This is a genomic window from Providencia sp. 2024EL-00732 (genome assembly GCF_044006275.1).
Lineage (GTDB): Bacteria > Pseudomonadota > Gammaproteobacteria > Enterobacterales > Enterobacteriaceae > Providencia > Providencia huashanensis.
On sequence record NZ_JBIPDG010000001.1, the window covers coordinates 688,849 to 714,275 of the forward strand.

General features: G+C 37.4%; 25 protein-coding genes. 10 read left to right on the forward strand and 15 right to left on the reverse strand.

The genetic code is table 11. The annotated features are described in order from the left end of the window. Positions 1–20: 20 nt before the first annotated feature. Positions 21–485: an NUDIX hydrolase gene (locus tag ACHB7C_RS03185; protein WP_166684926.1), complete on the forward strand. Its 465-nt coding sequence runs from the start codon at positions 21–23 to the stop codon at positions 483–485. A 19-nt stretch (positions 486–504) separates the two neighbouring features. On the opposite strand, the gene ACHB7C_RS03190 is transcribed toward ACHB7C_RS03185, so the two are convergent. Next, the gene (locus tag ACHB7C_RS03190; RefSeq protein ID WP_071548077.1) at positions 505–1,119 is read right to left on the reverse strand and encodes a LysE family translocator; all 615 of its coding nucleotides are present in this window, start codon (positions 1,117–1,119) and stop codon (positions 505–507) included. Positions 1,120–1,267: 148 nt separating this feature from the next. On the opposite strand from ACHB7C_RS03190, the gene ACHB7C_RS03195 reads away from it, so the two are divergent. Together ACHB7C_RS03195 and ddlA are read left to right on the forward strand one after the other, a co-directional pair. Further along, the gene (locus ACHB7C_RS03195) at positions 1,268–2,146 is read left to right on the forward strand and encodes a LysR substrate-binding domain-containing protein (RefSeq protein WP_198861409.1); all 879 of its coding nucleotides are present in this window, start codon (positions 1,268–1,270) and stop codon (positions 2,144–2,146) included. Between the two features lie 138 nt (positions 2,147–2,284). Continuing rightward, entirely contained in the window at positions 2,285–3,388 is a 1,104-nt protein-coding gene (gene ddlA, locus ACHB7C_RS03200; protein ID WP_042843797.1) for a D-alanine--D-alanine ligase, read from the forward strand. A gap of 80 nt (positions 3,389–3,468) precedes the next feature. On the opposite strand, the gene ACHB7C_RS03205 is transcribed toward ddlA, so the two are convergent. From ACHB7C_RS03205 to ACHB7C_RS03220, 4 genes are read right to left on the reverse strand one after another with little or no spacing between them, the layout of a single operon-like run. Next, positions 3,469–4,011, reverse strand: a complete 543-nt coding sequence (locus ACHB7C_RS03205) for an AAA family ATPase (RefSeq protein ID WP_042843796.1) — start codon at positions 4,009–4,011, stop codon at positions 3,469–3,471. 12 nt (positions 4,012–4,023) lie between these two features. Further along, positions 4,024–4,497, reverse strand: a complete 474-nt coding sequence (locus ACHB7C_RS03210; protein ID WP_048607191.1) for a GNAT family N-acetyltransferase — start codon at positions 4,495–4,497, stop codon at positions 4,024–4,026. Next, positions 4,481–5,254, reverse strand: a complete 774-nt coding sequence (locus ACHB7C_RS03215) for a GNAT family N-acetyltransferase (RefSeq protein ID WP_042843795.1) — start codon at positions 5,252–5,254, stop codon at positions 4,481–4,483. The genes ACHB7C_RS03210 and ACHB7C_RS03215 overlap by 17 nt, the downstream gene beginning before the upstream one ends. Before the next feature lie 3 nt (positions 5,255–5,257). Then, positions 5,258–6,358 (reverse strand): FAD-binding oxidoreductase, encoded by a 1,101-nt coding sequence (locus ACHB7C_RS03220; RefSeq protein WP_042843794.1) that lies wholly within the window; start codon positions 6,356–6,358, stop codon positions 5,258–5,260. A gap of 152 nt (positions 6,359–6,510) precedes the next feature. On the opposite strand from ACHB7C_RS03220, the gene ACHB7C_RS03225 reads away from it, so the two are divergent. Further along, the gene (locus ACHB7C_RS03225; protein ID WP_042843793.1) at positions 6,511–7,338 is read left to right on the forward strand and encodes a PhzF family phenazine biosynthesis protein; all 828 of its coding nucleotides are present in this window, start codon (positions 6,511–6,513) and stop codon (positions 7,336–7,338) included. Positions 7,339–7,392: 54 nt separating this feature from the next. Here ACHB7C_RS03225 and ACHB7C_RS03230 read toward each other — a convergent pair whose 3' ends face one another. Then, on the reverse strand, positions 7,393–8,553 hold the full coding sequence (locus tag ACHB7C_RS03230) for an MFS transporter (protein ID WP_198861410.1): 1,161 nt from the start codon (positions 8,551–8,553) through the stop codon (positions 7,393–7,395). Positions 8,554–9,022: 469 nt separating this feature from the next. On the opposite strand from ACHB7C_RS03230, the gene ACHB7C_RS03235 reads away from it, so the two are divergent. Beyond that, a complete protein-coding gene (locus ACHB7C_RS03235) occupies positions 9,023–9,943 on the forward strand; it encodes a S9 family peptidase (protein ID WP_166684928.1) in 921 nt (306 codons plus the stop codon). A 53-nt stretch (positions 9,944–9,996) separates the two neighbouring features. Here the strand turns inward: ACHB7C_RS03235 and ACHB7C_RS03240 are convergent, their stop codons facing one another. Further along, positions 9,997–10,779 carry a GNAT family N-acetyltransferase gene (locus ACHB7C_RS03240; RefSeq protein WP_395346380.1) on the reverse strand — a complete coding sequence of 261 codons (783 nt, stop codon included), beginning with the start codon at positions 10,777–10,779 and terminating at the stop codon, positions 9,997–9,999. A gap of 177 nt (positions 10,780–10,956) precedes the next feature. Between ACHB7C_RS03240 and yqfB the strand changes: the two genes are divergently transcribed. Next, entirely contained in the window at positions 10,957–11,280 is a 324-nt protein-coding gene (yqfB, locus tag ACHB7C_RS03245; protein WP_042843790.1) for a N(4)-acetylcytidine aminohydrolase, read from the forward strand. A 197-nt stretch (positions 11,281–11,477) separates the two neighbouring features. Here the strand turns inward: yqfB and ACHB7C_RS03250 are convergent, their stop codons facing one another. The 5 genes from ACHB7C_RS03250 to ACHB7C_RS03270 form a co-directional block, all read right to left on the reverse strand. Next, a complete protein-coding gene (locus ACHB7C_RS03250) occupies positions 11,478–12,344 on the reverse strand; it encodes an SDR family oxidoreductase (protein ID WP_166684929.1) in 867 nt (288 codons plus the stop codon). Positions 12,345–12,365: 21 nt separating this feature from the next. Next, a complete protein-coding gene (locus ACHB7C_RS03255) occupies positions 12,366–12,887 on the reverse strand; it encodes a GNAT family N-acetyltransferase (RefSeq protein ID WP_042843786.1) in 522 nt (173 codons plus the stop codon). 141 nt (positions 12,888–13,028) lie between these two features. Next, a complete protein-coding gene (locus ACHB7C_RS03260) occupies positions 13,029–14,018 on the reverse strand; it encodes a D-cysteine desulfhydrase (RefSeq protein WP_395346382.1) in 990 nt (329 codons plus the stop codon). 16 nt (positions 14,019–14,034) lie between these two features. Beyond that, complete coding sequence (locus ACHB7C_RS03265) at positions 14,035–15,462, reverse strand: Na+/H+ antiporter NhaC family protein (RefSeq protein WP_048607201.1); 1,428 nt, start codon at positions 15,460–15,462, stop codon at positions 14,035–14,037. A gap of 177 nt (positions 15,463–15,639) precedes the next feature. After that, positions 15,640–16,182, reverse strand: a complete 543-nt coding sequence (locus ACHB7C_RS03270; protein WP_042843782.1) for a GNAT family N-acetyltransferase — start codon at positions 16,180–16,182, stop codon at positions 15,640–15,642. Positions 16,183–16,329: 147 nt separating this feature from the next. On the opposite strand from ACHB7C_RS03270, the gene ACHB7C_RS03275 reads away from it, so the two are divergent. Continuing rightward, positions 16,330–17,184 carry an AraC family transcriptional regulator gene (locus ACHB7C_RS03275; RefSeq protein ID WP_166684932.1) on the forward strand — a complete coding sequence of 285 codons (855 nt, stop codon included), beginning with the start codon at positions 16,330–16,332 and terminating at the stop codon, positions 17,182–17,184. A 5-nt stretch (positions 17,185–17,189) separates the two neighbouring features. On the opposite strand, the gene ACHB7C_RS03280 is transcribed toward ACHB7C_RS03275, so the two are convergent. Next, a complete protein-coding gene (locus tag ACHB7C_RS03280) occupies positions 17,190–18,086 on the reverse strand; it encodes a LysR family transcriptional regulator (RefSeq protein ID WP_071548845.1) in 897 nt (298 codons plus the stop codon). Between the two features lie 115 nt (positions 18,087–18,201). Here ACHB7C_RS03280 and ACHB7C_RS03285 point away from each other — a divergent pair, with 115 nt between their 5' ends. Beyond that, a complete protein-coding gene (locus tag ACHB7C_RS03285) occupies positions 18,202–19,380 on the forward strand; it encodes an MFS transporter (protein WP_042843779.1) in 1,179 nt (392 codons plus the stop codon). A gap of 103 nt (positions 19,381–19,483) precedes the next feature. Next, positions 19,484–20,542: a bifunctional DNA-binding transcriptional regulator/O6-methylguanine-DNA methyltransferase Ada gene (gene ada / locus ACHB7C_RS03290; protein WP_048607206.1), complete on the forward strand. Its 1,059-nt coding sequence runs from the start codon at positions 19,484–19,486 to the stop codon at positions 20,540–20,542. 212 nt (positions 20,543–20,754) lie between these two features. Here ada and ACHB7C_RS03295 read toward each other — a convergent pair whose 3' ends face one another. Continuing rightward, positions 20,755–21,987: an MFS transporter gene (locus tag ACHB7C_RS03295; RefSeq protein WP_129465910.1), complete on the reverse strand. Its 1,233-nt coding sequence runs from the start codon at positions 21,985–21,987 to the stop codon at positions 20,755–20,757. Between the two features lie 523 nt (positions 21,988–22,510). On the opposite strand from ACHB7C_RS03295, the gene ACHB7C_RS03300 reads away from it, so the two are divergent. Beyond that, positions 22,511–23,677 (forward strand): MFS transporter, encoded by a 1,167-nt coding sequence (locus ACHB7C_RS03300; protein WP_129465911.1) that lies wholly within the window; start codon positions 22,511–22,513, stop codon positions 23,675–23,677. A 24-nt stretch (positions 23,678–23,701) separates the two neighbouring features. Here ACHB7C_RS03300 and ACHB7C_RS03305 read toward each other — a convergent pair whose 3' ends face one another. Further along, a complete protein-coding gene (locus tag ACHB7C_RS03305; RefSeq protein WP_105881025.1) occupies positions 23,702–24,892 on the reverse strand; it encodes an MFS transporter in 1,191 nt (396 codons plus the stop codon). Positions 24,893–25,427 lie beyond the last annotated feature (535 nt).

The following is a 25,427-nucleotide window of genomic DNA, read 5'->3' on the forward strand; positions in this document are numbered from 1 at the left end:
AATAAAAGAATGGTTACAAAATGAATAATGAAGTGAAGCACTATACAGCTACTGCGATGATCCGTAATGATAAAGGTGAGTTTTTATTACATGAACATCGTAAATTAGGGTTTTGGTTACCCCCCGGTGGCCATATTGAAGCGAATGAAGAACCACAGCATGCTGTTTTTCGAGAGGTTCTTGAAGAAACGGGGTTGGAATGCAAGGTTATTGATTGTAGTTATCCTTTTAAATCAAAGGTAAAGGGTGTTCCTCCGACACAAGTATTGCCTTTACCTCTCGCGATTTTAAAAGAATTTATTGCTGATAAAACGCAAGGGGATCATTGGCATATTGATATGGTGTATTTGTGCGAATTATTGTCGCCAGCACAGCCTCCCATTACGCCATTCAAATGGGTTGCATATGAGCAACTCGCCAAACTCAATATTCCTGAGGATGTGATTGAGTTGGCGAAAATGGTCAATGAATATTATCAACAGTGACTGGCAAGCCAACGCAAAATTAGCTCACGTTGAAAAACAACAAAGATAACCCTAACACGATAAGTAAAAGACCAATAACCTTATCCATCACAAGTTGGTAGTTAAGTACTTTATTACGTACAGTTGGGGTTGCAAAAAATAGGGCGATTAAACTAAACCAGACTAAATGGGCAAAAGAGATAAATAACCCGTAGCCTAGGTTTAACCAAACAGAGTTATTCACTTGGATGACTTGGCTATAGACAGAAACAACAAAAAACATTGTTTTGGGGTTTAACGCATTAGTTAAAAAGCCCGTTTTAAACGCGACAAAATGTGATAGCGACTGACCTTGGGAAGCACCTGTTGTTATCTTTGTTTTATTTATAAATGACTTAAAACCTATATAAACCAAATAAAAAACACCAAGAAGTTTCACCACTAAAAATAAAGTGGGTGAACTCATAATGATCACTGTAATGCCGAAAATAGTGTAAAAAACATGTACTTGTACACCGATAGCAATACCTAACGCACAAATTAACCCTGTCTTAACCCCATAGGTATAGCTACTGCGCGTCACCATAGCAAAATCGGGGCCTGGACTAATAACGGCCAAAATAGTAATAGTGGCAACAGCAATAATTTCATTCATATTAATTCCCTAAATGAGTAATAAAAACTTACTGAAAAGTCTTTGTTTTATCTTTCTCAGCTGGCTTATTATTTTTTATTATCAATAGATTGATTAAAACTAAAAAGCGATTTATCCTGACATAAATCTGTCAGTTTTTATTACCTATATGAAACTACCACCTTTAACTTCATTACGTTTTTTTGACGCAGCAGCTAAAGCAGGCAGCTTTGTTAAAGCTGCCGAAGAGTTAAATGTCACTCACAGCGCAATTAGCCGGCAAATTCGTTTATTGGAAGAACATCTTAATGTCGAGCTATTTGAGCGCAGAAACCGGGCTGTTTTTTTAACTGCTGAAGGGGCATTATTACTACAAACAACCACTTCTATATTTGAGCAATTGCGAGAAAGTGTCGAAAAAATCACCGCAAATAACACCTCTAATGTGGTAAGTTTATCTTGTGAGCCGACGATTGCGATGAAGTGGTTAATTCCTCGGTTGACTGATTTCTATCAACATTATCCAGATATTACGGTGCACTTGGTTGCCGCTGGAGGGCCTATTGATTTTACTAAAAACAATGTTGATTTAGCGCTTAGACGAAATGATTTCACATGGGATATGCACATTAGTGCGGTAAAAGTGTGCTCTGAACATATGGGGGTGGTTATTAGGCCCGAAATAGATTTTGCAGGGGGAATTGGCGACGCGACATTGTTATCAACAGCGTCGCGGCCAAATGCATGGCAAACTTGGCAGAAAATGAAAGGGGTATCTTTTCAAGGGAATAAGGTAATCACTTATGAACATTTTTATCTATGTATTCAAGCCGCATTAGCAGGGCAAGGTGTCGCATTGGCATCATTTTTGATGGTCGCTGATGAAGTTAAATCGAAGCAACTTTGTGCTCCAGATGGGTTTATGCAAGATGGCTCAGCGTATTATTTATTGTCGGTAAAACCCATCAAGCCTAAGAGTGCAGCAGATATTTTTACCCAGTGGTTAATCGATCAAGTGAATACAAGTATTAAAACAATCATAAATTAATATAGTTAACTATCAAAAAAGGATATTTTGGTTATTAATTCACCGAACCCCCCTGTCATATAAAGATTTTATGACATAACTATTTCCGTGCGTGCTATATTTCTCTGCTGGGTTTTATGTCTTATGTTGGAGCAGATAATGAGCAAAATACGGGTAGGTGTTATTTTCGGTGGTAAGTCAACGGAGCATGAAGTTTCTTTACAGTCCGCTAAAAATATTATCAATGGGCTAGATCGCAATAGGTTTGATGTATGCCTTTTAGGTATTAATAAAGAAGGGCAATGGCATGAATATAACGAAGCCGATTTCTTATTGCATGGTGATGACCCATCTCGTATTACATTAAATACACCAAAGCGTAGTATTGCGATTGTTCCAGGCAAGACTTCCGAACAATTTATTTCTTTAGAAGACGCAAAGCCGCTCCCTCAAATCGATGTTATATTTCCAATTGTCCATGGTAATTTAGGTGAGGATGGGTCCTTACAAGGCCTTTTACGTATGGCTAATTTACCCTTTGTTGGGCCTGGAGTATTAGGTTCTTCGGCTTGTATGGATAAAGACGTAACGAAAAGGTTACTAAGAGATGCGGGTTTAAAAATTGCACCCTTTGTTACCGTTTTAAACAGTGAGCGCACCACAGTTAACTATGATGAAATAGTGGCTCAGTTAAGCCTACCTCTGTTTATTAAACCCGCTAATCAAGGCTCTTCAGTGGGTATTAACAAAGTCAGTAATCTAGCTGAATTTAACCAAGCCCTCGATTTTGCATTTTTATTCGATACTAAAGTGTTAATTGAAAGCGCAGTAAAAGGCCGCGAAATTGAATGTGCAGTGTTAGGCAATGAAAACCCACTAGCAAGCCCATGCGGTGAGATTGTTTTACATGATAGTTTCTATGCGTATCACACTAAGTATATTGATGAAAATGGTGCTTCTGTGGTTGCTCCAGCTCAGCTAGATGAAGCCGTTAGTGATAAAATTCGTGAGATTGCGTTATCGGCATACAGGGCATTAAATTGTAGCGGTATGTCGCGTGTTGATGTTTTCTTAACAGAAAATAATGATGTAGTTATTAATGAAATCAATACATTGCCAGGCTTTACGAATATCAGTATGTATCCTAAGCTATGGCAACAAGGCGGTATGACATATCAGCAATTAATTAGTCGTTTGATTGAGTTAGGCATTGAAAAGTTCCAACAAACGGCGATGCTGAAAACAGCATGTGATGAAATTTAATCGTTGATTTATACTACCTCGGTAGTCTTTATGGCTACTGAGGTGATCCCAGACTACCAGCGTTAACCTATTAATCTCTCCTAAATTTGCGACTTTATATGTTCAAAAAATAGGCGGGTCTCCTTTGGCGAAGTCAGCCGAACAAACTGAATATGGCGCAAATTGATATTAGCCATATGTTTTAGGTTTCTTCTTTTATTTGGGTAGTATGTTTTTAGCTGCCATAAAATAATCGAATCACGGCTGAAAAAGGCGTTCTTCCAGCTTTCTTTATTACCTGTATTTTCCCACAGTTCTTGCCCTGAACGAATACGTGATAACGTGCGTATAATAGACTGATAAAGGGTTCGAGGTAATGAGTAATCCAGCCAAACCACCATATCAACCTCTTTCCATTTAATGGGTTGAGTCCGTGTATAGTTTCCATCGAGCACCCAGCCTGATACGGATTCATTCAAGGCTGCGCTTAGTTTCTGGTTAAGCGCTTCATCCGAAGAACCTTGCCAATTTTCCAGCCAATATAGGCTATCCAATTCGATTGAAGGCACGTTTAATAGCGATGCAAGTTGTTGGCAAAGAGTCGTTTTACCGCTGCCACTGGTACCAATGATATTAATTTTCATGCAATGTAAATGTCAGATATATTTGTGGTAAATACGTAGAGAAGGCTGACTTAATGATAAATTTAATTGCCATCCACAGCGAATAAGTAAGTTATCAGCCACTGTGGTTGCACAAAAAATATGAGGGTATTGCTGTTTATCAATAACCCATTCAAGTTGTTCAAACAAAAACTTCCCGATACCCTGATTTCGTTTTCTGGGGATAACAAAGGCAGCACCAACCCATGGAAATGCGGTGTTATCAGAAAAAAAAGTATCACTTTTCAATGCAATAAAACCACAAGGTATATCATGTTCAAAGGCGATGATCCCCATACCGACCCCTTCACGATGGCGATAGGAAGCAATATCTTGCCAAACATCACCTTTACCTAGAGGACCATAATGGGAGGGCCACTCTTGAAGGAACCACTGTACAAGCAATGGTTCCAGCTCAGGGAGGTCGTGCAAATAACGCCAATGACGTGAACTATTTACACCAGACATAGTTAATATAGCGGAACAAGGGCTCAAAACCGAATTTTTTATACAGGTCAAACCCTGCTTCTGAGGCATCAAGGAAGCAATGTTCGACACCTTGCTGGCGGCAAAATGCTAAGGCGTAATCAATAAGTTGTGAAGCATACCCATGGCCTTGGTGCTTCGGCTCAGTACCGATATCATCGAAACGAGCAAGGGTACCTTCTATGGTCACTGTCATTGAAGTCGCTGGCTCACCATTGACGAGCAATACGAGGTGAAATTGTGGCGCACCTTGCTGTAATGCATCTTCATGGTAACGAACATACTCTTTAATGACTTCATCGTGTTCTTCAGATAAATAAAATGCAGCCACGAGAGGAGCGGCCCAGAGCGATAAGTCATGATTAGCCAGTACGATATCAACTTGGTTATTGGGCAGAGTGACCTCATTCTGTTTTGCAAGGGTCAACGCCATAGCGGTTGTGACGCTGTCACGTTTGTAGTTTAATGATTCAGCCTGTTGCACAATTTGTGGCAACATTTCTTCAGGGATAACTAATGTGTGGTTTTTTCTTTGTGATATAAATAAGTTATGTGCCTGCATAAATGCATGGCTGGTGGAGTCAGGTTGCAGATAAATGAAATTAAACGCAGGGGAGTTTAAGGGCGTCAAGTAGCAAATGGTATGCTGTGCTATTTGAATACTATGTTCACAAATTGAAGTCCAAAACGTTTTTTCGATCGATTGGTAGTGTCTTAAGTAATAAAGCGGAATATTCATTTGTCAGTTACCTGATGCAAAACGAGTTAATCGATATGGGCCTAAAGCAGCGTGTTTTACACCATGTAATATTTCACTTTGAGCTAACTGGCATATCAAAGGCGCTAATGTAATTGCTGCGTGCATACTGATAATATATAAACCTTCAAAATCAGCAACATTTCCAACAATTGGCATCTGATCTTTAGGCATAGGTCTCATTCCTATGAAAGTTTTATCAAGAGTTAGTGTATTACTACCTATAAATGAATTCTTGATTGTTGTAAGGGCATTTTGTGCGATATTGACTGCACTATGTATAGGCTGCTCATCAATATAATCTTCAGCGCAAACAATTTTACCAGAAGTCTCTGGGCGAAGCTCCATTGCGGGTGTTGAAATGATATGTTGAACCATTTTGACGGTATCTTGTTTCGTAAAATGGACAATAATTGAAGGAGATGCTGAAACTGGCAGCGTTATTCCTAATGAATTAATGATACCAGTTGCTCCAACTCCCGCAGTGACGACGGTTTGATCTGCGATGAAATTACCCTCGCTAGTCTTGACTCCTAAAATACGTTTATCACTAACATTTAAGGATAATACTTCGTGCTCAGGTAAGTATGTTACACCTTGTTTAATAGCAAGTTTTAACAAGGTTTGTGTGGTATTGACAGGGTCAATGCTACCTTCATCAGGGCAAAAAGCAGTAATAGCAGGTGAGATTTTTAAGTTAGGTTCCATCGCTTGCAACTCAATACGGTTTAACGCTTGGATGTTAAAACCTTGAGATTGGTGGCTATTGATGAATTCTTGGGTTTCTTTATCAGTCTTGTGCCAACTGATAGCACCAGACCAATTAATTTTTATTTCACCATGGGTTAATTTTTCCAACTGATGCCAACTCGCTAAAGCTTGCTGACGAAGCTGGCTATAACCATCTGGTCGCCCATATGAAACATTTAACCATGCGAAAGAGTGCTGTGTTACCCCTTGAGCAACATGGCCTTTATCTAGCAAAATAATCTTGCTATCACTCTCTTTTGATAAATACCATGCGAGTGTCACTCCGACAATGCCAGCACCAACGATAACAATAGTTTTTTTATGTTCAGAATGCATAAATTACCCAGACAGTCGCCATATAATGAAAACTACTATAAAGTTAAGGCAACAATTAATAAGCTATTATTTTAATTATATCCGATTAATTCATTAATGGCGCATTATTATTCGAACATTGATGCAGCATAGAAGTAAAATAGGGAAAGTAAATGAAGTACATTTTTGAGCAAGTAACGGTTTTTTCATCTAAAAAAATGGATGGCAATGCATTGGCTGTTGTTGTAGGGGCTGACGATTTAACAGAAGAGCAAATGAATAAATTTGCAAAATGGACTAACTTAAGTGAAACCGTCTTTTTATTAAAACCAACAACACCTAAAGCGGATTACCGTGTGAGGATTTATACCACGGAAGGTGAACTCCCTTTTGCTGGGCACCCAACTTTAGGCAGTTGTTTTGTATGGCAGCAAACTTATGGTCGACCACTAGACACCATAGTCCAAGAGTGCGGAGTGGGCTTAGTAACAATAAAACGAATAAATGGTAAGCTGGCATTTATGGCGCCACCACTAATTCGTGGTGGTGAAATAGAACAACAAGAAAAAAATAAAATTTTTAAAGCACTTGGGCTTACAGATGATGATGTCGTTGGCTGCAAGTGGCTCGATAATGGTCCTGGTTGGCTTGGTATTGAACTTAAATCTGTTGAAAAACTATTGCACATTGAACCTGACTATTCCCAATTAAAGGGATATGACATTGGATTATGTGCCATTTGCCCTGAAGGTCATGATAAACAATTAGAGGTTAGGGCATTTTGTTGTTCCATAGCCGAAGAAGACCCTGTGACGGGAAGTTTTAATGCGGTGGCTGCACAGTGGTTAATCCCTCAGGGGAAATTACCGCAACAATATACTGCTGGTCAAGGTCAGTGCATTGGGCGCAATGGGTTAATTTATGTAACCGCTGATGATGAAGGGATCTGGGTTGCCGGTGATGTTGTTAACTGTATTAGCGGGACAGTAGAACTGGATTAAGAATGCATCATAAGGTGACTGACTTTGGTCAATCACCTTATGATGTTAAATCGATTACACGCGAATAAAACGTGTCACGAAAGCGATAATAATAAGTAATGCAGAGATCATCAGTAATGAGGTGGCTAATGATAGATGAAAGGCAACAAAACCGATTGCGGCAGGGCCTGCAAGAATACCTAAATAACCTAAGGTTGAAATTGCCGGGACAGCTAGTGATTCAGGCATAGTTTTTTGTTTCCCAGCAGCGGAAAACATGACAGGAACAATATTGGATGAACCAGCACCGACTAAAGCAAAGCCGATGATCGCCAATGTTAAAGACGGTGATAAAACGGCAATAACAAAACCAGAGCAAGCAATCAAAGCCCCTAAAAAAACCACACGTGCAGAACCTACTCGCATAACAATCTTGTCGCCGAATAACCGGCCAATAGTCATCATGGTTGCGAAGGCTGCAAAACCAAGTCCCCCTAAGGTTTCTTTTAAACCGTGATGCTCAATAAGAAACACGGCTCCCCAGTCTAATACTGCACCTTCAGAAAGAAAAACGGCAAAGCAAACAATCCCGATGATGAGCACAATCCCTTTAGGGACCGCAATCAGTGGCCCTGACGGCGCATTGGCATAAGGGAGCAGACCGTTATAGCAAACCATGAGTAAAATGAATGCAATTACAGAGATAATAACTGATGCAAGCACCGCTGAAGCGCCGAGGAGTAATATTAGGCTCATCGTACCGGCCCCCGCAATACCACCAATACTATAAAACCCATGAAATCCTGACATGATGGGTTTATCGGATGATTTTTCGACGATCACGGCTTGTATATTCATGGCACAATCTGTTAAACCGATAAAAATACCAAACAGTAATAAGCCGATTACTAACAAATTAATTTGCGATATGAAAGATAAAATAGGGAAGAGTAAACAAAACGCAATTGTTGAAAAAACCATTAATCGCCGACAACCATATTTTGCAGCCAGAGCGCCAGTCATTGGCATGGCAACGAGAGCACCACCCCCAAAGCAGAGCAGTAACATACCAAGGGTGGCATCATTTGCTGCCGTGTTAATCTTAATATAAGGCACTATAGCGGCCCACGCAGCGGTTACAAAACCTGCAATAAAAAAGATAATTCGTGTAGAAACTTGTTCTTTTTTGGCTGGCGCAGCGTGAATATTAACGTTTAATTGTTGGGTAGAGTGCATTTTTAATTACTTTACAATAAGATAAATAAAATTAACCATTATTTAAAATAGCGAGAATCTGCTCGTGGAGAATAGAGCAATCAAAGACAATAATGGCTCTTTTGCCATCAAAGTACTTGCCTTTAAGTGTACATCAGTAGGTTTAATCATAGGGACTAATAAAACAATATCATAAGGTTCTAGTGCGAATTTAACGCAAAAATAAATTTTTTTGTGGTTAGTGTCATCACTGAATAATATTCTCAGGTATTATGAGTCAATAAGACTAGTTAGGTCAGTATGAACAATAATTAGGCGGGAAAAACTAGTTTGGGAACTCTGGATAGAAGATAGCTTGCTTAATCGGTGGCTAGACTTTTATTGTTATTTATCATTTTTCTAAATTCATATCTTTATTAAGGCATTTTTAGCACCTAATTTACAGGATGGTTTAATATAATCACCTGACTAAAATTTATTTGGGCATATTATGAAGCTAAAAATTGTTGCTTTCTTGTTTTCTATTTACAGCTTAAATGCATTTGCACAGGGAGATAACTGGCAAAAGCAAACTTTACTCCATGAAGGAAAAAAAGTTGATTATTACGTTATTAAGCAACAAGCACTAAACTCAAATGATTTGTTAGTATTATTGCAAGGGTCTGATTGCATAAGCGTGACAAACAACCCTAATATGGTAAAAAATTTTGCTATCGCATTCCCTAAGAATGATATTTTATTAGTTGAAAAAACAGGCTTGACTCGGCAAGTTGGTATTGATGGAAACCCAGTTTCGGAAGAAAATTGCCCCGTTGAATATATGTCCCAAGATTCCCCTTTAGAAAGGGCGGATAATTATATTGCGGTGTTACAGCAGCTAAAAAATGATTACCGGAATATTATTTTATTAGGAGGGAGCGAGGGGGCAACAGTCACTAATTTGATTGCGTCTAAAGTAGATTTTATAACTGCCTCCGTCGCTATTAACGTTGGAGGGCAATTTTTTATTAATGACGTTTTATACAGTATTAAGAATAATACCCCTGCCGACGAAGTCGATAATTCTATTGAGGGTTTTAAACAGTTTGCAGAAGCCGTCAAACAAAAGCAATTAAGAAAAGACCAGTTCGTGAGTGGTCATGGAGCCATGTGGTGGTATGAAATGTTAACCATTGATAATTTAAAATTAATTCAATCGATAAAAACGCCGCACTTAGTTATCCAAACTATGGCCGACACCAACGTTGATGCTTATGCTACGGAAAAAATGATACAAAAAAACCATAATACCAATGTGAGCTTTAAGCAATATCAAGGGTTAGACCATTTTTTCCAAGATTATAAAGGGCAATTACATACCAAGGAAATTATTAGGGATATTCAGAGTTGGTACCAAACAATCAATAACTAATCTTTTCCTATGATGAATAGTTACACCTTAATTTTTAAAGTGTAACTATTAGATTACTCAGCAATAAAACTGTAGTAATTGAATATAGGTTCGAAACCTAATTTCTTATAAATAGATAGCCCATCTGATGATGCTTCGAGTACACATTGCTCTATACCTTGCTGATGACAGAAGAAAAGAGCATGTTTAATTAATTGAGTCGCTAGCCCTTTGCCTTGGTATTGAACATCAGTTCCAATATCATCAAGGCGAGCAGTTTTTTCATTTATAGTTAAGGTTAGAGTAGAAACGGGTTGTTGCTTATCAAATAAGACGAAATGCATCATATTTGTATTTTTATCCATAGCTCTTTGGTGATAACGAATGTATTCGTTAATGACGGTTGAATCGTTTTCCTCTCCTTCAGCTTCAATTGGGAAAGCTGTAATTAAAGGTTGTGCCCAATTAGTTAATTGTTCATTACAGGTTTCAATTCGGTAATCTGCGGCAAGCGGTAGTGCTATAGAATATTGAGATAATGATGCTTGAGGAAGAAACATGGCCGTTGATTCACCATCAGCAATTAAACTTAATTTGGCAATTTCAGATTTGACTTGATGAAGTGCTTGTTCATGAACGACTAGTACATAAGGTATAGAGCGTTGCTTAAATAAATGTCGTGCATTTTCAAAGCCTGTAATAGTTGCGTCTTTATGTAAATAAATAAAATTAAAAACAGGCAGAGGAAGCTCAGAAAAATAAGCGATGACATGGTCGTCAATATGAGCGGTTTCTAAGCAAATTGCTGACCAAAAATGATTTTCTTGTTGGTAAAATAAACCTTCTTTGTTATTCATTGTAGACCCTGTGATTTATTACGGCTAGTTGCTTTTGGGTTACATTGTATATAATACAATTCAATCGCTATAGTGCTTGAGCCTCTGACAGCACGATTGGAACCATTGCATTTACTGATGGATTTAAAAATTGGTTTTTATGATAAGGTATTTCACTGACAATATAAGGAGAATAATATGAAGAGTGCAGCACCAGAGACCATCACGTTTTTTGAACGTTTACTGCCATTAGTCGTATCAGGAGAAAAAGTTATCACTATTCGTGATAAAAGCGAAAGCCATTATGTGCCAGGTAGTTTTGTTAAAGTATATGCATTAGAAACAAATAAATACTATACGGATATTGAAATTCTTTCGGTACAGCCTATCTCTTACGATGATATTTCTGAATACCATGCTCAGCAAGAAGCGATGACATTAGATACATTGAAAAAACTGATTAGAGAAATTTACCCAACAGAGCAATCTTTGTATGTTATTAGTTATAGGCTAATAAAATAGAGTTATTAATTATGAGTTAGAGTTGCTTACTATTTTAATCAAAAGCCTCTTTTGGTTGTAGCGAATACCATAGGCCACTTGCAAAAGAAATTTTTGTGATTTTTGCTGTCTCTGTTAGCTGGAGGAAGGGCATCGTTATAGGTAAAATGTTCACTAATAAATGTTAGCCCACTATTACATAGTGAGCTGGGTGAGGCTCATATAAAGTATCTTTGGTGTTTTAAAATAAACTGCTTTAATGAGGTTGGGGGCTTACCAGTGATGGTTTGAAAATTATCAAAAACAATACCTGTGCGATCTAACTTACCATTTGTAAAATCTACATAATGGTCATAGATACTTTTCATATAGGCAAGCTCTAGATTGTTATTTAGGGCATGTTGCCAAAATTCATCTGGGTTTTCTGCTTGATACTGAAAAGTTATACCTAATTGTTCTGTAATGAGTTCAGCAATCTGAGTGTAATTTTTATTTTCGTAACCAAGACGATAAATATGACCAGTATGTTTTTCAGGAGCAAGTAAACAATGTGCAGCTAATTCGGCAACATCTGCGCAATCAACCCAACTTAATACAGCATGGCCAAAATAAGAACGTAATATCCCTTTTTGTAAGTTATTATCCCCTTGGTATCCTAATAGATTTTGCATATAAGATTCAGGGCGAAGATGAGTATATTGCATTCCAGACCATTCAATATAACGCTCGATTAACTGATGCCAAGCCCAATGAGCAACTTGCGCATTATCATCGCCACAAGCACCTAAATGAACGATATATTTAACCCCTGATTTTTTTGCCATATCAATAAAAATTTTACTTTGTACAAGCATATCAATGGTATAGCCAGTCATCATGAAAACAGAATCAATACCCTGCAAAGCATTTTCAATGGTTTCAGGCTTATCGTAATCCATGACAACGGTACGATAGCTGGTGTTAGTTATTTTGTTTGGAACCCTAATAGCTAAAACGACATCTTGGTATCCTTTTTCATGTAATGACTGGGTCAAATAACTACCGACTTGACCCGTAGCACCGGTGATGAGGATAGTATTTTTCATAAATATTCCTGATTAAATAAATTAAAGTGTTTTACTCATAATATATTCAAGTGTTTGCTGAGTTTTACTTTTGAATAACACTTCCTTCAGGATGTGTAATCCATTTGACTGATAAAGTTTGATGGCTCTCGCGTTGCTAGCCAAAACATCTAACCATAATGCTGTGCTGCCAGATTGTTTGGCAATATTTTCAATTAATCTGAAAACGATCATTCCATAACCTTTACCTGTGACGTCGGGTGAGAAATAGAGTTTGTTGAGTAGTGTTCCTGTTATTGAGGATTCAGGTATGGAAGATTGGTGAGTTAACTTAACTAACCCGATTGGAGAACTATGTTCTATTAGGTACCATTCAATATTTTGTTGGTTGATATCATTAATAATTTTAACTGGGCTATATTCTTGGTCTAAATAATCTAATAGCTCATCTTGATTATTCCATAAAGCAGCAAAATGGTGGCAATAGCTGTTGATACCTATATCACTAAGTATTGATGCATCTTGTTCAGTGGCTTTTCTCAGTGTAATAGAAACTTGAGTCATAAATATTATCTCCTGTATATCATCAGTTTATAGCAATATGCAGTGAGATAGCTACAGAGGTGAGGGGGAAGAGCATTTTTGGATATAAAGGATTATGCAAGCAAGATAAAAGGGCAGATAAGCCCTTTTGCACAAAGTAGGTTATTTAATTTTTTGGCTAATATCTGAATAAGCAAATAAGGCTTGAGCACCGCCAGTATGTATAAATAATACGGGGGTATTTTCGGTTGACGTTTCTAAGTAATGAATTAACCCAGCCATTGCCTTACCCGTATAAACGGGGTCTAACAAAATACCTTCTTGTTGAGCTAACAGTCTAATTGCCTCTAACCCTTGGCAATTTGGCATTCCATACATAGGCGCAAAAAAATCATCCCATAATTGGATTTCTGGTGTTTGAGTAAGCGCAAACATTTGCGCTAGCTCATTTTGTAGCTTCTCTATTTTAGGGGATTGGTCTTGTTGTTTTCTTGAAACGGTGACACCGATAACCTGGCTTTGAGATAATAATTCTTGTATCCCGATAGCGAGGCCAGCGTGGGTTCCCGCACTACCGGAAGCGACGATAATTTTATCGAATTCAATATGTTTTGGCTTTTGTTGCGCGATTTCAATAGCACATTGAATATACCCTAATGCACCTAATGCATTTGAACCGCCTACCGGAACAATATAGGTGTCTTTAAGCGCTAATGTTTCAATTAACATTTCCATCTGTGACTGTGGGTCAGTTAATTCATCACACATGACGCAACGGGCGCCAAATAGATCAGTTAGTAATTTATTCCCATTATGCAGAAAATTAGGGTTATCACTTTGAATTGGGTTCTCTAATAATGCGACACACTCAAGACCGTACATTGCAGCAACAGCCGCGGTTTGCCTAACATGATTCGATTGTATCGCCCCTGCAGTTACGATGACTTTAGCCTTTTTTGCAAGGGCATCTGCCATCAAATATTCAAGCTTACGTAATTTATTACCTCCCATCGCTAAGGGGGTCATATCATCTCGCTTAATATAAATTTCACGATGAAATTTACGCGATAAATTGTTAAGCCGGTTAAGCGGAGTTGGTGCGTTGAGTAAATCTATTTTTGCATATTGGCTTAATTGTTGTTGAAGAGACATTTAAACTCCCAATAAATTAATAAGAGAAACCAAGGTAAAGGTAAATGGCGAGCACAATGCTGGCAGTGACTAATGCATATGGCATTTGTGTGCGGATATGCTCAATATGTTCACAGTCTGTTGCCATCGAAGCAACAATTGCATCGGCAGAAATTGGTGATGTCATATCACCAAAAATAGAGCCTGAAATTGCAGCGCCAATCATATACTCAACAGGCATTCCTACGGATAAACCTAATTGAACTCCAATGGGGATCATAATGGCAAATGTTCCCCAAGATGTTCCTGTCGCTAACGACATGATGGCACTGATAATAAAGATAAAACCAATAGAGAAACCTGGCGCCATAACGCCATGAGTGACTTCGGCAATATAGGCGCCAGTATTTAATTCAGCGGAAACATTCCCCATTAAGAACGCTAAGATCATAATAGAACTAATTTTCAGCATATTGGCATAGCCGATAAAGAGCTCTTTAAAGAAATCATCAATAGTTAGTAAGCGACGGCCAATAAACCAGCAGAAAGACACTGCTGTTCCAAACATAACTCCCCAATATACAGATGTTGAACCACTTCCTTTACTAAAGTCTCCATCTCCTGTGATATAAAGCGCAATAGGTACCATAAGCACAGTAGATAAAATGGGGATAAAAAAGTTTAATGAAGAATGTGCGTTTGGGTGATCAATAATTTCATCTTCGTCATTTTGCCCTTGGTGCTGAGAGATATTCCCTGAGGCAAAATCTTGTTGATATTTATCTTCTGCTTTTTTCATGGGGCCCCATGAAATATTAGTAAATACATAGAACAAGATTGTGATAATGGATAACCATGCCATCAAGTTATAACCAATAGAGGTAATTAAAATATCAAAAGGTTCGCCACTAATTAGGCCTTGAGATATTTGCACACCGATTAACCCCATAATGACTGCACCCCAGCCATTAATTATGGCTGATGAACACACCGAAACACAGGCTGTTTGAATGATGTAGGACATTTTTTCGGGAGCAACACCATACTGCCTTGCTAAATTTTTAGTCGATGCTCCGGCGACGAGTTGGTTTATTGAACTTTCTATAAAGATAAGAGATGTGATGATTATCGCTAACAGTTGTGTGGCTGTACGGTTTTTAATTAATTTAGTTTTATTGGTGAGTAATTGAACTAGGGCACGAACACCACCAGTGACAACTACCAAGCGCATGATACCGCCTATCATTACCATAAAGACAATGGTGCGAGTATTACCTGCGGATGAAAAAGTATGAATAATCCCATCGACAGTGCCTTGAACACCTAAAAGTAGATTGTGGTCATGAATAACTGTAAAACCGACTAAAATCCCCAACATTAATGAAAGCATTACCTGGCGAGTTAATATAGCCAGAATAATGGTCACAATGGGAGTTATAATTGTCCAAATACCATAGTCCTGCATGTGTTTACCTGTGATCCTTTATAAAATAAAAATGTTATAACTTTATAATTATCGAAAAATCATAGCATTAATAACAACAGGGTAGAATAATTTTATGCAGTTTGAAAAACGTGGGGAACAGTAACCAATGAAAAGCAGCCATATTGAATTTATGGCTGCTTGGTGAGTAATAAACAATTATTGTAATGATAGCCATTCTTGGGCTGTAATTCGGCTAATATCTTCTGTTTTAGTTTCTGCAATGAGCTCAATATACTGTGGGGCGAGGGTTGAATGATATTTGAACCCACATTTCTCTTGGGCTATTTTAGATTGTTGATTGCCTTGAAAATACCCGCACCATAAATTATCTAATTTCAAGTCAACAAAGGCATGGCGCATGATTTCAGACATTGCTTCTGGGATCAAACCTTTTCCCCAAAATGGTACACCAATCCAATAACTCACTTCTGCATCATTATCACCAATCGGGAAATTACTTTCGTGGTTAAAGGATAGGCCAATTAAACCGATAGCTCGATTGTCATTTTTTAGCGTAACAGCATAGATCTCTTCACGCATAAAAATATTTTTTATAATTATTCGACTTTCTTCTTCATTTTGATGAGGGGGCCAACCAGCTATTGGGCCAATTCGTTTATCTTTTGCATAAAAATATAAATCACTTGCATCTGTTTCTTGCCAAGGGCGCAAAACTAACCTGTTGGTATTAAGTATCATCCTAAAGCTCCTTATCATGCCTATTTGATATTGGAGGCTATTTTAGGTATTTATGAAAAACAAAAAAGGGCAATACATCTCCAATTTGGGTACAAATGACAACTCATTTGCTATGATTTAAACAAATCGAAGGTGAAAGAGGAAAAGATGCTTCGTATAAAAAAACATCAAATTGAATTATTGGATGTGATTTGTTTGGGTAATACGAATATGGATGAAATGCAATTGACCCCAATAAGGCCATCTTATGTCACTGTATGTATATGCAGGCAAGGGGCAGCGGTATTTAATATTAACTTCAAACATTACACTGTTGGCAAAAGTGATATCATGGTGTTATATGATGATACTTTTGCGATGTTAAAGGCTAAATCACGCAATTTTCAGATTGAGTATCTATTGATTGAGAAAAAATTTGCAACTGAAATCGCTTATTCATTGCCAAACCAATTGTTTTCATTTTTTAATGAATATCCGATTATTACTATCCCAGCTGGGAAAAAAACAGTACTTGAAAGCTGGCGGCATATTTTATTTGAAATCGTATCAAGCCGTGGCGAATATTGGCAATTGCAATTAAAAAATCACCTACAAAATCTATTTTTAGAGATTAGCAATGGGGCTCAAAATAAACTAAATAAACCGATGGAAAGAAGCCGACAAGAACAGTTGTGTTGGCGCTTTTGGGATTTAATTACGACTCATTGCAAACAACATAAAGAGGTGAAGTTTTATGCGAATGAATTAGCAATTACCCCTTTTTATTTATCGAAAATCAGCCAAGCCTTTTTTAATGACCCACCTAAAGCATTGATTGATAGACAAGTTACTCTAGAAATTAAAGCATTATTAGAGGTTGGTGAATTATCTATTAAGCAAATAGCGAGTGAATTAAACTTCGAGGATACGTCCTATTTATGCCGTTATTTTAAACGCCATACGGGTATGACGTTAACAAGGTTTAAAAACGCATTACATAAAAAAGACAAGGTTGCTGAATAGAGGATTCAGGATTCAATTTTAGTTGAATATTTTTTTATAAACTCAATAAAACAGCGTAATCGAGGGGAAACGGTTTGGTTGCGATAATACACGGCATTAATGGGTTGCCGAGTCACCACAGTTTTACTTTCCAAAATTTGTAATAATTGCCCACTTTCAAGCGCATCCGCCGTAACAAAATCTGCTGAACATAAAATACCGGCCCCTTGAACAGCGAGGTGAAATAGGACCTCGCCACTTGCAGCTGCAATATTAGGCGTAACTTTCAACAATTTTTCATCGTTGGTTTTTATCGGCCATACATTCAAGGTATCAGGCTGTGTAAAGCCTAATATGCAGTGTTTATTTAGTTCATCAATATTTTGTGGTACGCCATATTGCTTTAAATAAGATGGGCTTGCGACTAACCGTTTTTGGCTATACCCAAGTAAGGTGGCGTTAAGGGAAGAGTCTTTAAGCGTACCAATACGGAAGGCAACATCAATCCGTTTTTCTAATAAATTTGTTATCCCTTCATAATTATGGATTTCAAGTTCAACTTGTGGGTAATGCTGATAAAACAAAGGGACTAATGGTGCAATAACATGAGTGAGAAACGGGGTTGATGCATCAATGCGTAATACGCCAGAGGGAATAGATTGGCGGGCAGATAGCATTTCTTCCGCTTCTTGAGTGAGGTTAACAATTTCTCGCGCTTTTCGCAAAAATGCAGCACCTTCATCACTGAGTTTTATTGAGCGTGTTGTGCGATATATTAAGGTGGTGTCCACTTTTTCTTCAAGCCTAAGTAATAGACGACTTGCAGTTGAGACAGTGACGTTTAACTGCTCAGCAGCAGCGGTAATTGAGCCACAATCGACAACACTAATAAAGGTTTGCAGTTCTTCAAATGTTATTTTCATTATTGCATTTCCGGCAAAAGTCATTTTCACCTTAACGCCTTTTTCATTGTGTTTCAATATGAAAGAATTCGGGTTATTAATCAGCACTCATAATGTATTTTAATAAGGGTTTTGAATGAGAATAAACACAGCATTATTGGCTTTGGCGATAGGTGCGTTTGCTATTGGAGCAACAGAGTTTTCACCGATGGGAATGTTACCTTATATCGCGCAAAATATTCAGGTAGACATACCATCAGTAGGTTCTATTGTAGTGATATATGCATTAGGGGTGATGATTGGTGCGCCAATCATGACATTACTTTTAGCAAATAGACGACCGAAAATGGCTTTAATATTTTTAATGTCAATATTCACTATAGGGAATCTATTATCTGCCATGTCACCTGATTTGGTGACACTGTCACTTTCTCGTTTTATTACCAGCTTAAATCATGGCGCATTTTTTGGGTTAGGCGCAATGGTGGCCGCTAGTGTAGTACCAACGGGTAAACAAGCCAGTGCAATAGCAGCGATGTTTATGGGGCTAACAATAGCGAATATTGGTGGTGTACCATTAATGACTAAATTAACTCAAATGATAGGCTGGCGTCAGGCATTTTATTTGATTTCTGCTTTAGGTATATTGACGATTATTAGCTTGGTTTTGGCATTACCTAGCCATTTGACGGGTAAAAAAGTGAATGTGAAAAGCGAATTAGCTATTCTGCGACGACCTCAGGTATTGCTAGGGATGCTTTCAACAGTATTAGGTGCCAGTGCGATGTTTACACTTTATACCTATATAACCCCAATGTTAATGGAATTTATCCAAGCTTCAGATCAAATGATCACCATAATGTTAGTAATTATTGGTATTGGCTTTACCATTGGTAATTATATTGGAGGGCTGTTTGCTGATAAATCATTGTTTGGTACCTTAATTGTATTTTTTATTATGTTAGCGTCCAGTATGGCTATATTTCCATTTATCGCGGTAAATTCAATCGGGGCTGGTGCTGGTTTATTATTTTGGAGTATTTTTAGTTTTGGTATTGTACCACCAATCCAAATGCTTGTTATGAATGCTGCGACGGGGGCACAAGCTTTAGCTTCTTCTGTTAACATTGGGGCTTTTAATTTAGGTAATGCGATTGGAGCCGCTATTGGGGGAGTTATATTATCTCATGGTTATAGCTATTCAATGATTAGCTTTATTGGGGCGTTAATTGCTGTTTTAGGCATCAGTGTTATTCTGGTTATTTCTCGCAGAAATGCTAATACAAAACTCGTAACGGAAGTGGCGTGTAGTTAGCCAGTAGCGATTGAATAATTAAAAAGCAAGGTTCGGAGTTTCTGTGCTAGCCCAATGTTGATAATTAACGCAATAATTCTAAAGTGGAATAGGGGTCATAGCGATGGTTAATATGTGGAAATCTCCAGAGCAACGTTGGCAAGCCGTAGTCGAACGTAATAAAAATGCAGATGGTCATTTTGTTTATGGTGTGAAAACATCATTAATTTATAACCATCCTTCTGCTGCGGGGCGTTTACCGAATAGAGATAATGTTGAGTTTTTCGATAATGAGCAACAAGCCATTAAGCAAGGTTATCGTCCCGGTAAACGTCAACGTACAGAAACGGCACAATTAAACCAATTTTATAAGGAAAAAATAGAAAAGGCCTGCCGTTACATTGAACAGCAAAATCGGCCGTTGACACTGACTGAACTTGCAGAATACGTTGGAATTAGCCGTTACCATTTTCATCGCTTATTTAAGGCGCACACAGGTTTAACGCCAAAAGCTTATGCAAACGGTCTGCGACACGAAAAATTACAAGGTCAACTTCAGCAACAAGAACGAATTACTGATGCTATCTATGATGCAGGATACCAATCAAACAGCCGCTTTTATGAAACGGCAATACAGCGGCTAGGAATGACCCCAAGCGCTTGGAAATCAGGAGGGGGTGGCAGCAAAATTTATTTTGCTCTCGCTGCTTGTTCATTAGGAACTGTATTGGTTGCTCAAAGCCCAATAGGTGTCTGTGCTATCTTACTGGGAGACGACCCTGAGCAGCTATTGAGAGACTTACAAGATAAGTTCCCTAAAGCTGATCTTATCGGAGGTGATGATAAGTTTGAAAAAGTGATTGCGAAAGTTTTGGGGTTTATTGAAGCACCCGAAATTGGTTTTGACCTACCATTAGATATTAGAGGTACTGCATTTCAGCAACGGGTATGGCATGCATTACGTGATATACCCGCTGGTAAAACAGTAAGTTATAGTGAGATAGCAGAAAAAATAGGCCAACCTAAAGCGGTTAGGGCAGTTGCGAGTGCTTGTGCTGCAAATATATTAGCTGTAGCGATACCTTGCCACCGCGTGGTCAGAAATAATGGTGACCTTTCCGGTTACCGCTGGGGAATAGATCGTAAACAAGCACTATTGTTAAAAGAATCTCAACGTAAATGATTTAAATAATAAGTCATTTAGTATTGGTCATCTTTTATGATGAGTTAACTAAAGCTTAATGTGAGTCGATGGTGTAAAAGACGACCCCCAAAAAATTAATCAGTACTTTAAAATTAAAGTACTAATCGCTTAGCTTATCGTTCTACAGCCCATTAGCAGTCATGAGTAAAGTTGATTTAGGTTTATCTTTGGGAGCTTGTGATTATGAACAATTACATAGATTCAGCCTTATTATGTTTAGTGAACAACATATAGATAAGGTATAAAGCCGTAAAACTTGCTGTGTACCCGGTAAATATTAGCCAAAAAGTTTTCCAATCTACAATACCTTCAACTGTATTGAGTTCAATTGCCCAACCACAAAGCACGGCGCCTAAAAAAGTACCGAACCCATTAACTAAAGTCGTGAAAACGCCCTGTGCTGTGGAACGAAATTCAGGGGCGATTTCTTTTTCTAAAAATAGGGCTCCCGCAATATTGAAGAAATCAAATGCACAGCCATACACAACCATTGATAAGAAGAGGGCGATGGTGCCTATGGAGGTGAAGTCACCATAAGCAAATAATCCTAAGCGTAAAATCCATGCAATCATACTGAGCAATAGGATCGTTTCAATTTTAATTTTTTTCAGCAAAATAGGTAAAAGGAGAATAAAAATAATTTCAGAAAACTGTGATATTGATAAGAATATGGTTGGATACGCAGAGAAAACAGAACCCTTAGCCTCAGGAGCTAGAGCCATATCTTGCAAAAAAGGAACACCAAAGGTATTGGTTATTTGCAATACAGAACCGAGTAGCATAGCAAAAAATAGAAATACAGCGACTCTACCTTTTTTAAATAGCTGAATAATATTTTGGCAGCTAATTTTTTTATTTTTTGATGTATTAACTCTTTTAATCGATATAAAGAAAACAGAAAAAATACTTAAAACAATAGATGCAGCAGCACTGATATATAATTGATAAAAACTCATTTCAAGTTTTAATAGACTAATAGTCCACATAGCGACAATAAAGCCAACTGTGCCATAGACTCGTATTTTAGGGAAATAGATATCAGAGCTAAGCTTTTGCTCCTCTAACATTTCAAAAACAATACTGTTACAGATTGAAATTGTTGGCATATAAAACATTAGGTGGATTAATGTCATAATGAACAGTAGGGTTATTGAATGACTATGAGCCATCGCGAGTAAGAATAAAGCAGAAATAAAATGAGAAGCGATATAAACTAGTTTACGGTTATTAATTTTATCTGCAATAAACCCTATGATAACTGGTGAGCATAGAGCGGATATCCCTAATGCACTGAATATTAACCCAATTTCACCACCTTTAAAGTGTAGGGTGTTGAAAAGATAGGACGCAAATGTAACTAACCAAGATCCCCATATAAAAAATTGTAAAAATGAAACTATCTTTAATCGAGTTGTTATATTCATATTTATACATCCTTGCCTAGTCTAAATATACTTTCATGTAATTGTTAAATTAATCACTTACACAAATTCATTTAATAATCATGTATACAAGCATCTATTGGTTATTTCTTGCATATTATAAAATATAATTTTGGGCTTTTTTTTGATGTAAAAGCGGCTTATTATAAATTAAATATTACATTGTTACTTTTATAAGCATTATTACATACTCACCGAAATGTTAATAATTTGTATTTAAGAAGAGGGTTGTTTAGGTAATTAAATATAAGAAATAGTTAACCATAAGGTTAAACTAAAAGTTGCATTAGCCTCGTAATTAGTGTTAAATTAGATGAAACCTACCTAATTACTAACCTAGAATACCCCATTTCACTCACCTCAAACTATGTGACTTTAGCCGAGTTGCGTTCATTTTGACATCTTATAGCCCAAAATCTAATTTCTTCGATTCATTAAATTTAGACTCAATTTATTAAATCTAAAACTCAAATCATATTAATTACTTCACTCGTAAGGGGATACTATGACCTCTAATCGTAATGTATTATTTTTATCTGCTGTTATTGTATATCTAGTTGGGACTACAGAATTTATGTTGTCCTCAATAATGTCGCCACTAGCACTGGCATTTGAAGTTTCGTCTGAACAAATTCCTTGGCTGATATCGTCCTATGCATTGGCATATACACTCACAGCACCTCTAATTGGTTACCTTTCTGACCGAATAGATAAGCGAAAAATTTTACTCACTGCAATATTGTTATTATCACTAGATAGTTTGGCGATTATTTTTTCGCCTAATTTTTCGGTTGCTGTAATTTTCCGCGTTATAGGGGGAGTGGCATCAGCGGCATTAGTTCCCGTTATTTTTTCCCTTATAGCCGATGTAATAAAAAGAGAAAACCAAGCAGCCGCGATGGGGAGTGTCATGATGGGAATGACCGTTGGCATTGTGACTGGGCCAATGTTAGCGGGTATTTTAGTTCAATATTTTTCGTGGTATTCGCCTTTTATATTAACGAGTTTATGTGGCTTATTCGCATTTTCTATATCATGGTTTATCTTGCCGAGTTCTAAAAAAAACCATACCTATCCCCACTCATTGAGCTGCTTAATACAAGCAAATATTTTACGTTTGATCATAGCAAAGGGATTATGGAACGGGGTTTCAGTTAGTATCTTTTTATTGTCAGGGGAAATTATAAGACAAAGAACTGCATTAGAAACAGCTGAGATTGGTATCATTATGGGGTTATTTGGTATTGGCTTGTTCATTGGTAATGCTTTGGTTGCGAAAATAGCAAAATATAAACTACAGGATGCGGCTAAACTAATCCTAATTTTATTAGGAATATTGGTTGCTTTAGTGTTATTTATTACAGGAAAATTACCCTTAGTTGGTGATTGTATCTGCTTGTTATTTATAGGGGTAGCATTAGGGGTGGCTTCACCGGTCAGTACCTCGTTATTGGCTAAAGAGAGTACTAAAAATAAAGGATTAGTATTATCTGTTTCAGAAAGCATAAATAATTTAGCTTTATTAATTACAATACCTGCATTTTCACTGCTGGTGACTGAAAATAATCTCTCAACTTTAGTACTTTCAGTCATCTTAATAATTAGTAGTGCAATTTTTCTCGTTATGGCTACGCTAAATTTACGGGTCAGGAAAAATAGGCGTTACCGTTAATGATGGAGCACTAACGGTAACGCACTATACGGTGCGTAATAATTGTTTTTTGCGTAATCGCATCCCGTTTAACATGGATAACCATGCCAGAAAGGTAATAAACATGAGAATAATAAAAATGAAATGTGGCTGAAGCTCAGTAAGAACAACACCAGTTAACATAGGGTTAAATGCACCGCCCAATAGCCCAAGGGATTGGGCTGAAAAATAACTCGCTTTCATGCCTTCCGGTGCAATACTGTCAATTAACATATATTCTCCTGGGGCATAAATTAATTCACCTAATGTAAAAATAAAAGCGCCTGCCGCCCAGAGGTATAAATTTTCATGTGCATTCATAAAAGTTGCTAAGCCTAAAATAAAGAATAAGCTGCCTAAGGTCATTAATTTTTTTAGGTTATCCGGGGTGATACGCTTCCCTACGGTGTATTGTAATGTAACGACCACGACTGCATTCACAGGTAAAATTACCCCAATAACAACCTGAGCAAAATCACTGCTTGCCACAGTAATTGCATATTGCGAAATCCAAGTGGTAAAAGTACCAAAAACCAATGAACCCAAAAATGTGGATAAAATAAACCATGCTAAGACTTGATCACTTAGCATACTCAGTGGGTTCCATTTACGTATGTTTCCGTTTTCTAATGGCGTTGGTTTTATGCTTTGTACAAAACGTTGTATAAAAAATATTGGTAGAGCAGCTGATATAGCGGCTAAATAGAATGGTAAGTTAATACTGTACATTAATAACCAAGTACCAATGGGGGGGCCAATAGTCCAACCGATATTGATAAAGGTATAATTTAAGGAAAATATCTTTGCCTTTAAAGAGACTGTGAGTGTATCCGCAAAATAGGCTTTTAAGACCGTAGAAAACACAGAATATGAGCAGTTAATAAGAGAAAAGAACGCGATAACTAAAATAGCATTATTTACTGTGGGGATAGCGATAAACCCCAAAATAAAAGCTAACACAGCAAATAACATGCAGCGTTTCTTATCAACCCGGTCAGCAAGCATACCAAAGCCCATACTGAATAAAACACCTATAACCATTGCCAGTGACATGGCTATACCGACAATATCAATTGCCATTTGGTATTCTCGAGTTAGGTAAATTGCCATGAAGGGCAATGTTGCGCCACGTCCTATCGTTAAGAGTAGTGACGATGCAAGTAATGCGCTGTTTGATATATTAAATTTAGAAAGCATTGGCTCACAACCTAACTCATAATTGTTGTTAAAATTTTGTATAAAAGGGTCTGTAAGCTATAAAATACATAAATTTAGAGCAGTGAGAAATGGGGAATAATGCTCTGAATCGAAAACAATATTTTGCTAATGCTAATCTACCATTCACAATTAAAAATCTGGTAATTAAAGCGCCCTTATATCTAATTAAACGTTATATGCTAGATAGATAAATATGAGTAACTTAGGCTAATTATGGCCGATGTAGTTTTATAGGTATGGATGCAAACAAATGGGCGTTCAATCAAGGTAAATGATTAACCTAATTATGATTAATAATGGCTTTAGCGAGTTTGATGGGGGGTGGTATTACAGTGGTTCACTGATTAAAAATCTCCCCTCCAAATAACCGATAAACCTAGATTGAGTCAATCTACAAGGTTAGGTGGTTAGCGCAAAGAAAATCATGTAATACTGGTTTGGACATACTTGAAATTACAATTAAGTAGGTGATTATTTTGTTTATTAGAAATAATCACCTATCAATGCAAATGTG